At 72.4% G+C, this 13,905-nt stretch carries 16 protein-coding genes; 8 read left to right on the top strand and 8 right to left on the bottom strand.

What is annotated here, in order from left to right:
* The first annotated feature begins 24 nt into the window (after positions 1–24).
* On the top strand, positions 25–930 hold the full coding sequence (locus B5D66_RS08325; protein ID WP_078761085.1) for an SDR family oxidoreductase: 906 nt from the start codon (positions 25–27) through the stop codon (positions 928–930).
* A gap of 227 nt (positions 931–1,157) precedes the next feature.
* Here B5D66_RS08325 and B5D66_RS08320 read toward each other — a convergent pair whose 3' ends face one another.
* Both B5D66_RS08320 and B5D66_RS08315 read right to left on the bottom strand, forming a co-directional pair.
* Positions 1,158–1,910: a cytochrome c oxidase assembly protein gene (locus B5D66_RS08320; protein WP_235000863.1), complete on the bottom strand. Its 753-nt coding sequence runs from the start codon at positions 1,908–1,910 to the stop codon at positions 1,158–1,160.
* Positions 1,911–1,953: 43 nt separating this feature from the next.
* Complete coding sequence (locus B5D66_RS08315) at positions 1,954–2,445, bottom strand: DUF2243 domain-containing protein (protein WP_235000862.1); 492 nt, start codon at positions 2,443–2,445, stop codon at positions 1,954–1,956.
* Between the two features lie 230 nt (positions 2,446–2,675).
* Between B5D66_RS08315 and B5D66_RS08310 the strand changes: the two genes are divergently transcribed.
* Entirely contained in the window at positions 2,676–3,821 is a 1,146-nt protein-coding gene (locus B5D66_RS08310; RefSeq protein WP_200813573.1) for a carboxylate-amine ligase, read from the top strand.
* A gap of 40 nt (positions 3,822–3,861) precedes the next feature.
* Here B5D66_RS08310 and B5D66_RS08305 read toward each other — a convergent pair whose 3' ends face one another.
* Both B5D66_RS08305 and def read right to left on the bottom strand, forming a co-directional pair.
* On the bottom strand, positions 3,862–4,332 hold the full coding sequence (locus B5D66_RS08305; protein WP_078761083.1) for a DUF4383 domain-containing protein: 471 nt from the start codon (positions 4,330–4,332) through the stop codon (positions 3,862–3,864).
* Positions 4,333–4,709: 377 nt separating this feature from the next.
* Positions 4,710–5,390 (bottom strand): peptide deformylase, encoded by a 681-nt coding sequence (def, locus tag B5D66_RS08300; RefSeq protein WP_078761082.1) that lies wholly within the window; start codon positions 5,388–5,390, stop codon positions 4,710–4,712.
* Between the two features lie 86 nt (positions 5,391–5,476).
* On the opposite strand from def, the gene B5D66_RS08295 reads away from it, so the two are divergent.
* Complete coding sequence (locus B5D66_RS08295) at positions 5,477–6,055, top strand: winged helix-turn-helix domain-containing protein (RefSeq protein WP_078761081.1); 579 nt, start codon at positions 5,477–5,479, stop codon at positions 6,053–6,055.
* A 252-nt stretch (positions 6,056–6,307) separates the two neighbouring features.
* Here B5D66_RS08295 and B5D66_RS08290 read toward each other — a convergent pair whose 3' ends face one another.
* Positions 6,308–6,871 (bottom strand): TetR/AcrR family transcriptional regulator, encoded by a 564-nt coding sequence (locus B5D66_RS08290; RefSeq protein WP_078761080.1) that lies wholly within the window; start codon positions 6,869–6,871, stop codon positions 6,308–6,310.
* Between the two features lie 131 nt (positions 6,872–7,002).
* Here B5D66_RS08290 and B5D66_RS08285 point away from each other — a divergent pair, with 131 nt between their 5' ends.
* The 3 genes from B5D66_RS08285 to B5D66_RS08270 all read left to right on the top strand — a co-directional run bounded on the left by B5D66_RS08285 (position 7,003) and on the right by B5D66_RS08270 (position 10,196).
* Positions 7,003–7,956 carry an NmrA family NAD(P)-binding protein gene (locus B5D66_RS08285; protein ID WP_078761079.1) on the top strand — a complete coding sequence of 318 codons (954 nt, stop codon included), beginning with the start codon at positions 7,003–7,005 and terminating at the stop codon, positions 7,954–7,956.
* A gap of 177 nt (positions 7,957–8,133) precedes the next feature.
* Positions 8,134–8,763, top strand: a complete 630-nt coding sequence (locus B5D66_RS08280; RefSeq protein WP_078761078.1) for a class I SAM-dependent methyltransferase — start codon at positions 8,134–8,136, stop codon at positions 8,761–8,763.
* 989 nt (positions 8,764–9,752) lie between these two features.
* A complete protein-coding gene (locus B5D66_RS08270; protein WP_078761076.1) occupies positions 9,753–10,196 on the top strand; it encodes an SMI1/KNR4 family protein in 444 nt (147 codons plus the stop codon).
* Between the two features lie 57 nt (positions 10,197–10,253).
* Here B5D66_RS08270 and B5D66_RS08265 read toward each other — a convergent pair whose 3' ends face one another.
* Positions 10,254–10,712, bottom strand: a complete 459-nt coding sequence (locus B5D66_RS08265; RefSeq protein WP_078761075.1) for a nuclear transport factor 2 family protein — start codon at positions 10,710–10,712, stop codon at positions 10,254–10,256.
* Between the two features lie 92 nt (positions 10,713–10,804).
* Here B5D66_RS08265 and B5D66_RS08260 point away from each other — a divergent pair, with 92 nt between their 5' ends.
* A complete protein-coding gene (locus B5D66_RS08260; protein ID WP_078761074.1) occupies positions 10,805–11,362 on the top strand; it encodes a TetR/AcrR family transcriptional regulator in 558 nt (185 codons plus the stop codon).
* On the opposite strand, the gene B5D66_RS08255 is transcribed toward B5D66_RS08260, so the two are convergent.
* Entirely contained in the window at positions 11,251–12,090 is an 840-nt protein-coding gene (locus tag B5D66_RS08255; protein ID WP_078761073.1) for a Crp/Fnr family transcriptional regulator, read from the bottom strand. The genes B5D66_RS08260 and B5D66_RS08255 overlap by 112 nt on opposite strands.
* The gene (locus tag B5D66_RS08250; RefSeq protein WP_078761072.1) at positions 12,083–12,265 is read right to left on the bottom strand and encodes a hypothetical protein; all 183 of its coding nucleotides are present in this window, start codon (positions 12,263–12,265) and stop codon (positions 12,083–12,085) included. Before B5D66_RS08250 ends, B5D66_RS08255 begins: the two co-directional genes overlap by 8 nt.
* A gap of 745 nt (positions 12,266–13,010) precedes the next feature.
* Between B5D66_RS08250 and B5D66_RS08245 the strand changes: the two genes are divergently transcribed.
* Positions 13,011–13,889, top strand: a complete 879-nt coding sequence (locus B5D66_RS08245) for a DMT family transporter (RefSeq protein ID WP_078761071.1) — start codon at positions 13,011–13,013, stop codon at positions 13,887–13,889.
* Positions 13,890–13,905: the final 16 nt, after the last annotated feature.

Genomic DNA, 13,905 nt, shown 5'->3' with positions numbered 1-13,905 from the left:
ACACGAGGAGAGGGGCAGCAGGTCATGAGCGGTCGTCGCCGGAGTCTGGAAGGGCGGGTCGCGGTCGTCACCGGTGCGGCCCGCGGCGTGGGCGCGTTGATGGCGCGCGGACTGGCGGAACGGGGCGCGCAGGTCGCCCTGGTCGGTCTCGAACCCGAGGAACTGGAGAAGAACGCCGCCGCCTGCGGGGCCGATGCCTCCTCCTGGGAGGCCGACGTCACCGACCGGGTGGGCCTGGCCGAGGTGGCCCGCGCGGTGGAGGAGCGCCACGGGCGCGTCGACATCGTCGTCGCCAACGCCGGGATCGCGATCGGGGGCCCCTTCGTCGACTCCGATCCGGTCGCCTTCAACCGGGTGATCGAGGTCAACCTGCTCGGCAGTATCGCCACGGCGCGCGCCTTCCTGCCGGCGCTGCTGCGCACCAAGGGCTACCTGCTCCAGGTCGCCTCCCTGGCGGCGATCACCCCAGCCCCGCTGATGGCGGCCTACTGCACCAGCAAGTCCGGGGTGGAGGCGTTCGCGCACGTCCTGCGCTCCGAGGTGGCCCACCACGGGGTCGGTGTGGGAGTGGGCTACCTGAGCTGGACCGACACCGACATGGTGCGGGGCGCGGACGAGGACGACGAGCTGCGTGAGCTGCGTTCCCGGCTGCCGTGGCCGCTGAACCGCACCAACCCCCTGGAGCCCGCCGTGGACGCGCTGGTCGAGGGGGTCCTGCGGCGCTCCCCGCACGTCTACGGGCAGCGGTGGCTGCGCGCGATGCAGTTCGTCCGCGGCGCCCTGCCCTCGGTGATCGGGGTGATGGGGCCTCGGGAGGTCCGCAAACTGGACGCGCGGCTGAAGGCCACCGCGCAGCGCCGCACCAACCCCGTCGGCCGGGGCGGCGCGGCCGACACCTCGGCCCGGGTCTCGCGTTCCTTGGACGGGTGAGACGTCCGCTCGCGCGCCGGCTTCCCTGCGGCGCGCGAGCGGGCGGGGCCGCCGCCGTTTCGAAACCGCGGAGATCGCCGCGGCCGGCCCCGTGACCGGCGCCGCCACGGTGTCCGCGGCCCCTCCCTCCTCCCCGGGGGGATGGGGCGTTCCCGTGATCCGGCCGGGTCCGGGTGGACGCCGGCGCCGCCACGGCGGACAGCCTCGAAACCTAGGGGCGCGGCGGGTCAGCCGCGCGCCATGACCCGCCCGGCGGCCCGCGACCGGGCCGCCGGGCCCAGCCAGCGGTGGCACAGCACCACGATGAGCGCGATCTCCACGGGCGCGCCGGCGTAGTACATCACCAGGCCCCCCTCACGCGCCTGGTCCACGGGGACCCCGGTGGGCGGGAAGGCGTAGACGGTCTTGGCCAAGACGTTGTGCGCGGCCACCGCCAAGACGAGCACCACGGCCCGCGTCGGCGGGCCGGGGCGGTGCGGCGCCGGATCGGGCCCGACGATCGCGTAGGAGAAGAGGTAGCCGGCCGCGAGCACGTGGAAGTGGACGAGCAGGTGCGCGCCCGGGTGAACGAGGGTGAGGGCGTACAGGTCGCTGCGGTAGAGCAGCCACAGCCCGCCGACGTTGAGCACCGCGGCGGTGACCGGATGCGCGAGCACCCCCATGGGGGTCGACCCCAGCAACCGTCCCAGGGGGCGGGCCGCGCGGGTGGGCAGCGCGCGCAACGCCAACGTCGCCGGCGCGGCCAGCACCAGCAGGAGCGGGCCGAGCATCCCCAACAGGACGTGAGCGGCCATGTGGGCGGCGAAGTCGTGATGGGCCGCATCGGCCGCCGGCCCCACCAGGGCCGCCCCGACGGCGGCCACCCCCATCACCCATGACAGGAACCGGCCGACGGGCCAGGGCACACCACGCCGCCACAGCCGTAGCAGCCCCACCGTGTAGCCCGCCAGCGCGACGGCCAGCAGGAGCGTGATCACCACGTCGGCCCATCCGGGCCCGGTCGGCGGATGATGCATGGCCGCCTCAGCCCGCGCCGGACCGGCGCGGGCGGCGCCGCCCCACCGCCCACAGGGCGATCCCCGCCGCCAGCACCAGCACCGCGACGATGTTCCACACCAGGTCATAGGGCAGGATGTCGACGCCGTAGCGGATCTGGTGCAGCCGCAGGATCTTGTGGTTGACGATGCCGTCGTAGAGCTGGAAGCCCCCCACCCCCACGAGCAGGCCCGCCCAGAAACGCCGGGCGTCGAAGGCCCGCTCCCGCCACGTGCGCGCCATGAGGTACAGTCCGGCGACCGTGGCGAACCAGCTGAAGGCGTGGAACAGGCCGTCGGAGACCAGCCCCGCGGCGGTGCTCGCCCGATCGTAGAAATGGTGCCAGTGCAAGATCTGGTGGAAGACCGCCTCGTCGACGAACGCCACCGCGCCCACACCCAACAGCACGCCGGCGAGCAGGGGCGGGCCACGCGGACGCGACGGCGCCCTCGCCGCCCTCGCGTGGGTCTCCTCCGCCACGGGACCGCCTCCTTCGTCCTCGGCTGTCCGGCCGCTACCCGGGGGCCGATGCCGGAAACCGGGTGTGTTCCGCGCGGCCGGCGGCCCGCCGTTCGTCACATCCGCCGCTCGTTTCCCCCCTGATCCCCCGGGTACCTGGGGACCGACGACCAACGGGGCGCAGCCCCCACACTGCGTCACCGGCGAATTCGGCCCCGTGGCGACGGGGCCCCGAGGACGGGACGGAACAGATGGGCGAGGACGGCCGCACGGACGTGCCGACGATGGGGGTCGAGGAGGAGTTCCTCCTCCTCGACGACAACGGAGACCTCGCCGAGCTCGGTCCGGAGGTGCTGACCCAGGCGACCGAGGGCAGCGGCGAGGTCCAGCAGGAACTGGGGCGCTGCCAGGTGGAGAGCGCCTCACCGGTGAGCCACGACGCCGACGAACTGCTGGGGGAGCTGCGAGGGCTGCGCCGACGGCTGGCCGCCTCCGCGCGGGGACGCGGCCTGCGGCTCGCCGCCGTGGGGGCGCCCCTTCGAGGGGAGAGCGACCGCGACCTGGTCAGCGTGGGTCCCCGCTACGAGCGGATGCGCGACAACCTGGGACCGCTGCTCACCGCGGGCTACACCTGTGGCTGCCACGTCCACGTCGCGATCCCCGACCGTGAGACCGGCGTCCAGGTGCTCAACCACCTGCGGCCCTGGCTGCCGGTTCTGCTGGCCCTGACCGCCAACTCCCCCTTCGGGGACGGCGCCGACACCACCTACGCCAGCTGGCGCCACGTGCGCTGGTCGACGCTGCCCTCGGCCGCGCCACCGCCGTTCTTCCACTCGGTGCAGCACTACGAGGAGAGCGTCGACGCGCTGCTGAGCACCGGGGCGGCCCTGGACCGCAACATGGTCCACTGGGACGCGCGGCTGTCGGATCGCCATCCCACGCTGGAAGTGCGTATCTGCGACGTGTCGGCCACCGCGGAGGAGGCCACGCTCGTCGCGGTGCTGATCCGCGGACTGGTCACGACCTTCCTCGACGCGGCCGCCGCCGGCCGCCCCGCCCCCGACCTGAGCTCGGCGGTGTTGCGCGCGCAACTGTGGCGGGCCGCCCGCGACGGCCTGGAAGGCGACTGCGTGAACCCGGCCACCGGCGAGCTCACACCGGTGCACACCGCGCTGCGCACCCTGGTCAACACCACCCGCCCCGCCCTGGTCGCGGCCGGTGACCTGGACTTCGCCGAGGACGTCTTGGCGACGCTACGCCGCACCGGTGGCGCCGCCCGGCGCCAGCGCGCCGCGTTCGCCCGTCGGGGCCGCCTCCAAGACGTGGTGCAGGAACTCGCGCGGGTGACCGTCGGCGGCCTGAGCGCGGTGGGGGGCGATGATCGGGTGTCGGCCTGAACGGGTGTGGTGGGCGGCGGTAACCCGCCGCCCACAGGTCTCAGGCGCGCACGTCGCGAGCGGGCCGCGCGAGATACCACAGGGCGATCATGCCCAGGCCCAGGATGAGGTGCAGCCAGTTGTCGGCGTTGTTGAGCGGGACGAAGTTGGCCGCGCTCTCGTGGTCGATGGCCAGCCCGTACAGCCACAGCAGCAGGTAGATGATGCCGCCGATGAGCAGGTACATCCGCGCGGCGGCGGCGCCGACCGCCGCGGTGGCCAGGCCCACGATGCCGAACAGCAGGTGGACGATGTTGTGCAACACCGACACCTGGAACAGACCGAGCAGCTTGGCCTCGGAGTGGTGACCGGCTATCTCCATCATGTCGTAGTTCGTGGTGATTCCTGGGATGAAGCCGAGGATCCCCACGAGAAGGAACACCGCTCCCACGATCGCGGCGAAGGTCTGAGCGAGACTTCGGCGCGTCCGACCGATTCCGCTTCCCCTACCCGTTCCGATGCGATCCGCCATGACGTCCTCCGAAGAAGAGACGTAAGTGCAAGGAGGCCTTCTACCCCTTCGCATGGAGGTGAACCATGGTGGACCGCCGATCTCACCCGCCCGGCGCGGCATCGAGGCGCGCGGCGCCGTGATGCCCCGGGGGTCCGGGAAGGCGGAGGGGCCGTGCCGGCCGGACCGGTCGAGCCCGTCACCGGCTTCGAGCGGTCGCGGCGCGTCGCTTCGACGCGGAAAGCCCTCGATGTGCCGGGAAGCGGGCCGACCGCCCTCTCCCTCCCAGCGGCCCCGGCCGGCCGTGCCCTGGACGCCTGGTGCAGCTCCACACAGCGCGGCGCTGTGTCGCCCCGTCCCGAGCCGGTGCCGGTCCGCGGGCGTCTCGCCCGCGGCGGCTAGCTCGGATTGGTCTCCCCCGAGGCCAGGGCCTGCGCGTTGGCCTCGCGGCGCGCGAAGACGTCGTTCTTCATCTCGTTCATCTGCTTGAGCACCTTCTTGCGCTCGCGCTTGGGCAGCCGGTCGATGTAGAGGCGGCCGAGGGTGTGGTCGGTCTCGTGCTGAAGGCAGCGCGCGAAGTACCCGGTTCCCTCCACCACGATGGGCGTTCCGTCCTTGTCGAAGCCGCGGACCACGGCCCGCCCGGCGCGGGCCAGCTCGGCGTGCGGTCCCGGGACCGAGAGGCACCCCTCGTTCTCTACCTCCAGTCCGCCCTCGTCGGGGTCACGCTCGTCCAGGACCGGGTTGACGACGTGCCCGACGTGGCGGACTCCCTCGTCGTCGGGGCAGTCGTAGACGAACACCCGCAGGTCCACACCGACCTGGTTGGCGGCCAGCCCCACGCCCTCGGCCACATACATCGTCAGGAACATGTCGTCGATCAGCTTGGACAGCTCGGGCGTCCCGAACTCGGTGACGTCGGCGTTGCGCCGGTGCAGCACCTCCTCCCCCACCACGGTGACCCGGCGGACCTCGCCGCGCGCGGCTTCCGGCGCCATCTCGGGGTAGGAGTCCACGGGTTCGCCCTGCACCCGGACCTGGGGCTCGGCCGGCTGGTCGGACACGTGCTGCTCGGACATCGCTTCGCTCGTCTTTCGAAGAATCTCGGCCGCCGCGGACGCGGCCCCGCTTGACACGACCTTTGGAAGGTATCACCCTTTGCAAAGTGAGCGAGGATGAAAAGACCTCCCGCGCCCGTGCCGGGCTGGCCCGGCACCCGGTGCGCGCCGCCCTGCTGGAACTGCTGGAGGAGGCGGGGACCGTCACGGCCACCGAGGCGGCCCGGCGCATCGGGGCCAGTTCGGGACTGTGCTCGTTCCACCTCCGCAGGCTGGCCGAGCACGGCGTGGTCGAGGAGGTGCCCAACGCGCCGGGGCGCTCCCGGCCGTGGCGGCTCCGCGCCGGGCGGCACACCACCCCCGCCCCCGGCGAGGAGTTCGGGTCGCTGGAACGCGGGCTGGAGGACGCCAGTTGGCGCCATTGGCTGGCCCACCGCGACCAGGCCCCCCATGGGTGGGGCGAGGAGGCCTTCAGTGCCGTGGTCTACCTGACCCCTGAGGAGATGGGCGAGGTCGCCACCGCGGTGCGCGCGCTGCTGGCCCGCTACCAGGATCGCGAATGGCGTCCCTCGGCCCGCCCCGAGGGTGCCGCCCCGGTGGCCGCGATCACCCGGATCTTTCCACTGCTGTCCTCCGGCGACACCGCCCGCCGCCACTCCGACACCTCGCCCGGACCCGCCGCCTGACCTCATTTCCTCTCGCGCCGTCTTCGCATCGGCCTCCCGCGCGGCTCGCCGTCTCGCGCCGTCTTCGCATCGGCCTCCCGCGCGGCTCGCCGTCCCCGGGATCGGGGCAGCGGCCGACGACGAGATGTGAGCACCCGGGCCCGACCAGGGGCCGGGGTGGCCACGGGCGTGAGGGCGTCCGACTCCTGCTCAACGACCCCAAGGTATGCCCGAGGTCCGGGAACGGACGGACTCCGGGGAGCCGCAATCCGGTCAGGCCGGGGTCTGGATCCCCGCCAGGGTCAGCCGCAGCAGCCGCCGCGCCTCCCCGGCGGCGTCCGCACGGCCCTCGGTCGCCAGGGCTATCCCGGTCACCAGGGTCACCAGGTCCGCCGGGGTCGCTTCCGGGGCCGCCGCACCGTCCCGTGCGGCGCGGTGCAGCAGCGGGGCGACGGCGGCCGTGAGCCTGGCCGAACAGGCCTCCGTGTCGTCGGTGTCCACGAGCCCCTCCGCCACCAGGGCCTCGGCCATCCCCCGCGCCGAGGACGCGTAGTCGGTGAACGCCTCCAGCCACCGCGTCAGGGCCGCGCGCGCGTCGGCGGTGTCGGCGAGTTCCGCGGCCAGGGCCGCCAGCGCCTCGATCCGCCGCGCGAAGACCGCCTGGAGCAGTTCGCGGCGGCCGGGGAAGTGCCTGCGCACGGTGGCCGATCCCACGCCGGCCACCCGGGCGATCTGTTCCAGCGAGGCGTTCGCCCCGTGCTCGGCGACCTCCGCCTCGGCGACTTCGAGGATGCGCGCGTGGTTGCGCCGGGCGTCGGCCCGTTTGGTCACCGCCATGTCGACTCCTTTCGTGCCGCCCGCCGGCCCGGTGCGATCCGGACCCGTTGCCAAACGGCGGACCCCGCCGTTATGTTAGCGGCACAAAACGGCGGGCCCCGCCGTTTATAGGTTCCTGTTCTGGAGGCACGATGCCGGAGATCCCCGGACCCCGCCCGCTCAGCACCGATGACCGGCCGGTCCTGGTCACCGGGGCGACCGGACAGCAGGGCGGCGCCGCCGCCCGCGCCCTGCTCGCGGCCGGGGTGCCCGTTCGGGCCCTGGTCCGTGATCCCGGATCCGCCCCGGCCAGGGCGATCGCGGCACTGGGCGCCGAAACGGTGGTCGGAGACCTTGATGACCGCGACTCCCTGGTCCGGGCCGCCCGGGGCGCCCGGGCGGTGTTCTCGGTGCAGCGGCCCGACCCGGCGTCCGGAGGGGTCGAGGGGGAGGTGGTGCAGGGCACGAACCTGATCGCGGCGGCGCGGACCGCCGGGGTCCCGCAGTTCGTGCACACCTCCATCTCCGGCGCCGACGCCCGCACCCTGGCCCCGGGGTGGGCCGAGGGGCGGTGGGACGCGACGGTGGGACCGGTGCTCACCGCCAAGGCGGCGATCCAGGCACGGGTGCGTGAGGCGGGCTTCCCCCGGTGGACGATCATCTGCCCCGGGACCTTCATGGAGAACTTCCTGCCCGCCAACAGGTTCCTGTTCCCCCGGGGGATCGAGGGGGGACTCGTCACCGTCATCAAGCCCGCGACGCGCCTGGCGCTCGTGGCGGTGGCCGACATCGGCGCGACCGCGGCAGCCGCCATCGCCGACCCCGAGCGGTTCCATCGCCTGGAGCTGGAACTGGCCGGCGACCACCTGTCGATGGCCGAGATCACCCGGACCTTGTCGGAGGTGCTGGGCCTGCGCCTGGAGGTGCCGGACATGACCTTGGAGGAGGCCCACGCCGCAGGCCTGCACCCGGCGGGCGTCGGCCACGACTGGATGAACGCGGTCCCCCAGGTGGGACGCCCCGAACACGCCCGGGCCCTGGGGCTCGACGTCACCTCGTTCGAGAAGTGGACCCGGGAGCACGCGGACGCCTTCGCGGGTGCCTGAGTCCGGTGCGCGGCCCTCACCGGTGTCGATCCTCTGGTCGGTCCTCGCCGGTTCCTCCAGGAATCGGCCGGCCGGTGGCCGGCCGTGCTCACGGCGGCCTATCGGCTCCCGCCGCCATCGGTCTCGGCGCGGGGCCGCAGAAACAGGGGAGGTGTGCGGGTGCTAGCTTCCTTTCCCGTGGCGGAGTACCAGGACGAGACCCGGACGGCCTACGACGGGGTCGTCGAACTGTATGCGTCGTTGTTCGCCGACCGGCTGGAGACGCAGCCGTTCTCGCGGAACATGATCGGCATCTTCGCTGAGCTGGTGCGCGGGACAGGCAATCTGCGGACGGCCGACGTCGGCTGTGGCCCCGGGCACCTGACGGCCATGCTGCGCGACCTGGGGCTGGACGCCTTCGGGCTCGACCTCTCCCCGGCCATGGTCGACCACGCCCGGCGGGCCCATCCGGCGCTGCGGTTCGACGAGGCGCGGATGGAGGCCCTGCCCATCCACGACAACGCGCTCGGCGGCGTGCTGGCCCACTACTCGATGATCCACACCCCGCCGGAGGAGCTGCCCGCGCTGCTCGCCGAGCAGGCGCGTGTCCTGGCGCCGGGCGGTCTGCTCCTGACCTCGTTCTTCGCGACCGACGGACCGGAGCCGGTCCGCTTCGACCACAAGGTGGCGCCCGCCTACAGCTGGCCGGTGGACCGGTTCGTCGAATTGCTGGCCGGGGTCGGGCTGGTCACCTTCGCCCGGCTGCTCCACGACCCGGCCTCCGAGCGGGGCTTCCTCGACGCCCACGTGCTGACCCGCCTCCACTAGGGCACGGCCTTTGGTACCGACCGGCTCGCCTCCCCACCGCCGCCGCTTCCTCCGAGGAACCCGTGCGCCGGTGACCTTGCGTGCCCTGCCGGGCGGATCCGCCTCGTCGCCCTGGACGCGCACCGCGGTGTTCCCCTCGCCTGGAAGCGGACGGGGGTTGGACCGTTCTTGGTGTGGCCGTTCCCCTGGAGCGGATCAGCGCCGAGGTGGCGGAAGGCCCGCGCACTTCCCGGGGACGGACGGAGCGCGCGGCGCCACGCGGGCGGCTCATCGACCGCCGGCCTCCAGAACCGGGGGTCGGCGTCCAGGCCGGCCTCGAACACCTTGGCCATGTTCCCCCGGCCCTCGGTGGTCATCTGGCCGGACCACGGGAGAGCCGCCGGCCGGTGAACCCGGTCGACGTCGCCGCGAAGACCCGCTCCCCGACCGCGGCGACGCGACTTCGGCGACCTGATACGGCCCGGCGCTCCTAAAGCCGCCCTCGTCCCTGCCGCCCTGCACGACTCGATAATCAGACGCCAAGACCGCTTCCGCGCGTCGTCGGCGGAGTCCCAGGCCCGCCCCCGGCGCTGATCACGGCGAGCCCCTGGGGCGGGGGCTGTCGCCACCGCCGGAAACCGCGCTCTCCTCCGCAGGCGCCGGGCCGGACGCGCGGGCTGCGCGAGTCCGCGTCCGATTGCGATCGGCGTCGCCCGACGCACCGGGACGGCCGTTGGCGCCGGGCGGCCCGTGCCCCGGTGATGGCCGCGAGGGCGCTGACCCTTGTTGGCGCCCGCGCACGGCCCTGCGCCGGGCCGGGACGACCGAGGGGGCGGCGAGAGCGCGCGGCCCCGGCCGCGCTCACCTCTCGAAGCACCTCGCCGCTTCCCCTCCCCAAGGGTGGCGGAGGGCGAAAGCCGCAGACCACGGCGGTGTTTCCGGCTCACGGCCGCAGTGCCCACCGCCGGGGGCGTGAGCCCGCCGATTTCCCGTGCCTTGGACGAGCTGTGATGATTCACCATGTGTGGCGTGAACTGATCGGTGAACTGTATCCCGAAACGGATCTGCCCGAGCCCGCCGACGCGGCGGTGCTCGACCGGATCGAGGAGGCGCTCGGCCTGCCCGTCCCCTCGGAACTACGTGGGCTGTTGGGAGAGGTCGACGGGGTGGTCAACGGCTACGGCGACGCGGTGGTGTGGCCGGCGGCGCGCATCGTCGAGGACAACCTCGCCATGCGCGCCGAGCCGGACTACCGGGAGCTGTACGCCCCCTTCGACACGCTGATGTTCTTCGGCGACAGCGACATGGGACCCCAGTTCGCCTATGCCTACACCGATTACGGTCCGGCCGTCATCGTGTGGGACCACGAGACCGATCAGCGACGCCTGGTCGCCGTCTCGCTCCGCGACTACCTGCTCCGCTGCTCCGCCGAGGGCAACGGTTGGTTCCGTTAGAGCCGGGGCGCGGGGAGGGGCGGACCGATGGCCCGCCCCCTCCCCGCCCGCGTCTTCTCAGCGAAGCGGCAGGGCCAGTCCGCGCTCGGAGTCGGGACGGGGCCCGTGGATGCGCCGCTGCTCCGGCCGGATGGGCACGTCGTTGATGCTCGCCTCGCGTCGGCGCATCAGGCCGTGGTCGTTGAACTCCCACAGCTCGTTGCCGTAGCTGCGCCAGGCCTGTCCCGACTCGTCGTGCCACTCGTACTGGAAGCGCACGGCGATGCGGTTGCCGCGGAAGCTCCACAGCTCCTTGCGGAGCGCGTAGTCGAGCTCTCGCTTCCACTTGCGGGTCAAAAAGTCCAGGATCTCGGCGCGCCCCTGGATGAACTCCCCTCGATTGCGCCAGAGGGAGTCCTCGGTGTAGGCGAGCGCCACACGTTCGGGATCACGGGTGTTCCAGGCGTCCTCGGCCGCCTGCACCTTGCGGAGGGCGCCGGCCTCGTCAAAGGGCGGAAGCGGCGGACGTGCTGTCATGTTTCCTCCCGAAGAATGGAGAACGGGCGTTCTCGCACCCGTCCGGTAGTCTAGAGAACGCTCGTTCTCCCCGGCAAGGAAGCAGAGGCCCGGTGGACGCCGACCCGATCCGTGAACGTGTGCTCGATGCCGCCGACGCCCTCTTCTACCAGCAGGGCATCCAGGCCGTGGGCATGGACGCCATCCGGGCACGGGCCGAGGTCTCCCTCAAACGGCTCTACCAGTGCTTTCCCGCCAAGGAAGCGCTCGTCGCCGCCTATCTGCGACGCCGCGACGAACGCTGGATCACGGCCCTGACCGACTTCGTGGAGAACACCCCCGCGACCACCCCCCGTGTCTGCGCGGTGTTCGACTTCCTCGCCGCGTGGTTCGCCACCCCCGGTTTTCGGGGGTGCGCCTTCGTCAACGCCTTCGGCGAGCTCGGCGCGGTCTCGCCGCTGGCCGTCCAGGCCCTGCGGTCGCACAAGGAGCGCCTGCGGACCCGGCTGGTCGCGCTGGCGCGGCGTGATGGCGTGGCCGATCCGGAGTCGGCCGCCGCTCACCTCCTGTTCCTGGTCGATGGTGCGATCGTCGCCGCTTCGGCCGGCACCGTCGCCGATCCCGCGGGCACGGCCCGGGAGGCGGCCCTGCGCGTGGTGACAGCGGGCTGAACCGGTGCCACCGCCGGCGTTCCGGGAACCGCCACGCGGCGCAGGGCAGGGAGGTCGAGGACGACGATCCTGCGGTATCCCGGCTCGACGATGCCGCGGCGGCGCAGGAAACCCAGCTCGCGGTGGACCGTCGGTTCCGACGCCGCGATGAGCGAGGCGAGTTCGCCCTGGGTCAGGTCGACGTCGATGCGCACCCGCCCGCCTTCGACCCGGCCGTACTGGTCGGCCAGGTCCGACAGCACACGACTCAGGCGCTGCCGGGCGGAATGGGTGGCCGCCTCGATGAAACGCTGCTCGGACTCGCGTAGGAGCCGGGCGAGGTAGCCGCTGACGGCCAGGGCGGTCTCGGAGTCGCGTTCGACGAAACGGCGGAGCCGCTCCGCGCCGATCGCCACGGCCTGCACCGCGTCGACGGAGACGACGTTGTGCTGCCAGGTGTGTGGACGGAGCAGTTCCAGCACGCCCAGAAGGTCTCCGGAACCACGGATCGCGAGGAGGACCGAACGGCCCTCCTCGGTGGCGGCGCTGATTTTGGCGTGGCCGCGCAGAAGCAGGTAGACGATGTCGCCGACCTCCCCCTGCCGGGCGATGGGGTCGCCTGGACCGTAGGTGCGCAACCGGCCCAGGCCGAGAATCCGACGGCGGGTTTCACGGCGCAGCTGGCCCAGGAACCGCTGTGACGGCGGATTTCCCGGGCCCGGCTGCACCGCGGTGAGATGCTCAACCATAGAAAGCCGTGACAATAGCCGGAATCGCGCCGCACAGTATGGCGACTGCGGTGATGATCGACGCGATCGAACGGACGGTGGCGGGTTTCCGGCTGAGCCGGGCGACGATGAAGCCGACAAGGAAGATTACCGCGAGGGAGACGACCCCCGCTATGACGATGGGAACATGTTCCATAGGGTTCTCCGTTTTCTCCGCCGAGCCCACGATTGGCCATCCTGTCCCCGCGGAAGGCGATTGGCCCTGGTAGATGGGGCCGCCGTTCCGTGTGACAAGTTGAGGAAAGATTAAAAGGCATGATCCGGATGGTCCAGTCACCTGGAATTCCATCCATACCCGGAAACGGAGAAAGGCAGGATCCCGCGGGCTACCACCTCCGCGAAATCCTGCCTGAAGCCGGAGACCGGGCTCGGCGAAGAACTCGGCTCAGCAGACATACTGTCCCCCGAGGCGTTGCCGGAGACATCCTCAAATGAGGAAAAGCCTGAAAATGCCCGTGTCCGGATCGGGCACTTCCCCGCAGGGCGGGTATCACCTGGGGAATGCGGACGACCGTTTCCAGATTTCCGTGACAGTCACCTCTTCCCCACCCGTCTCAGGACCCTCCCCCGACCGCCGCCGCCCCGCGCTCCCCCCTCCGGCGGCGGTCTTCCCGACCGGCGATGACGAAATTCCGCCCCGTCCCTCAACCGGAAAGGACCGCCCCTTCCCGCGTCCTTTCCGGAAAACGACGTCGGTGGGACGGGACAGCGCCGTACGTCACCGGTCGCCCCCCGTACTGCGAACGCAGTAGAGAGAAAGCCTCGTTTGAGATGACGACAACCCGTCCCGCGACCGGGCAGAGTTCTTCCATGCCCACCGCACGCCTTCGCCCGACTCCCCCTCCCCGCGCCCGGCACCCGCGGGAGAGGTTCCTGGCGGCATGAACGACTTTTGGATCGCCGTCGCCCTTTCGGTCGTCTCCGCACTGTGCTACGGCGGTGGCGCGGTGGCACAACGGCGTCTGGCCTCCCTGCTCAACGGGCGCTCCCGCACCCGCTCGGCCCTGCGCGCGCTGTTGGAGCAACGTCTGTGGTGGCTGTCGGTGGCGTTGAACGCCCTCGGCGCGCTCCTCCACGCGGTCGCGCTCGTCTACGGAGCGCTGATCGTGGTGCAGCCCCTGGGCACCTTGACCCTGGTGTTCGCGCTGCCCTGGTCGGCCTGGCTGGCCGGCCGCAGGGTCGGCCCCCGCGAGTGGCATGGCGCGGTTCTGACCGTGCTCGCCCTGGCCGTCATGCTCGCCACCACCTCCCAGGACAGCTCCGGACACCCGCTGCGGGACGACTCCGTTCCCCTGGTCCTGCTCCTCACGCTCGCCGTCCTGGCGGTCATGGGCCTGGCCGCCTCACGCACCGCCCACCCCGTCCGGCGCAGCCTGCTGTTCGCGGCCGCCTCGGGCGTGGCCTTCGGGGTCGCCTCGGCGCTGACCAAGACGGTGCTGACCCAGTTCTCCCTCTCCGGCCCCATGGGCCTGGTGGACTGGTCCCCCGTCGGGCTCGCGCTGCTGGCCTGCGCGGGCCTGCTGCTGTCCCAGGCCGCCTACCGGGACATGGGCGTGGGCGCTCCCCTGGCCACGATGACGCTGGCCAACCCGGCCACCGCGGTCGTCGTGGGAGTGGTGTTCATGGACGAGACCTACCTGGCCGGCGTCTGGGGCGCCGGGGTGAGCCTGCTCGCCGGGATCGTGGCGGTGCGCGGAATCGTGCTGCTGTCCACCCCCGAGCCCGCCGCCCCGGCCCCCTCCCTGACGTCCCGTCGCTGAAGGCCACCTGCCGGCA

This window comes from Marinactinospora thermotolerans DSM 45154 (assembly GCF_900167435.1).
Lineage (GTDB): Bacteria > Actinomycetota > Actinomycetes > Streptosporangiales > Streptosporangiaceae > Marinactinospora > Marinactinospora thermotolerans.
Note: the sequence above shows the minus strand (reverse complement) of the source record. Positions and strands in the feature narration are given on the sequence as shown.

Excerpts from the sequence above, each read along its gene's own strand:
- B5D66_RS08245 (WP_078761071.1), top strand. The coding sequence starts at position 13,011 with ATGAACGACTTTTGGATCGCCGTCGCCCTTTCGGTCGTCTCCGCACTG.
- B5D66_RS08250 (WP_078761072.1), bottom strand. The coding sequence starts at position 12,265 with ATGGAACATGTTCCCATCGTCATAGCGGGGGTCGTCTCCCTCGCGGTA.
- B5D66_RS08265 (WP_078761075.1), bottom strand. The coding sequence starts at position 10,712 with ATGACAGCACGTCCGCCGCTTCCGCCCTTTGACGAGGCCGGCGCCCTC.
- B5D66_RS08305 (WP_078761083.1), bottom strand. The coding sequence starts at position 4,332 with ATGGCGGATCGCATCGGAACGGGTAGGGGAAGCGGAATCGGTCGGACG.
- B5D66_RS08255 (WP_078761073.1), bottom strand. The coding sequence starts at position 12,090 with ATGGTTGAGCATCTCACCGCGGTGCAGCCGGGCCCGGGAAATCCGCCG.
- B5D66_RS08290 (WP_078761080.1), bottom strand. The coding sequence starts at position 6,871 with ATGGCGGTGACCAAACGGGCCGACGCCCGGCGCAACCACGCGCGCATC.
- B5D66_RS08310 (WP_200813573.1), top strand. The coding sequence starts at position 2,676 with ATGGGCGAGGACGGCCGCACGGACGTGCCGACGATGGGGGTCGAGGAG.
- def (WP_078761082.1), bottom strand. The coding sequence starts at position 5,390 with ATGTCCGAGCAGCACGTGTCCGACCAGCCGGCCGAGCCCCAGGTCCGG.
- B5D66_RS08270 (WP_078761076.1), top strand. The coding sequence starts at position 9,753 with ATGATTCACCATGTGTGGCGTGAACTGATCGGTGAACTGTATCCCGAA.
- B5D66_RS08285 (WP_078761079.1), top strand. The coding sequence starts at position 7,003 with ATGCCGGAGATCCCCGGACCCCGCCCGCTCAGCACCGATGACCGGCCG.
- B5D66_RS08325 (WP_078761085.1), top strand. The coding sequence starts at position 25 with ATGAGCGGTCGTCGCCGGAGTCTGGAAGGGCGGGTCGCGGTCGTCACC.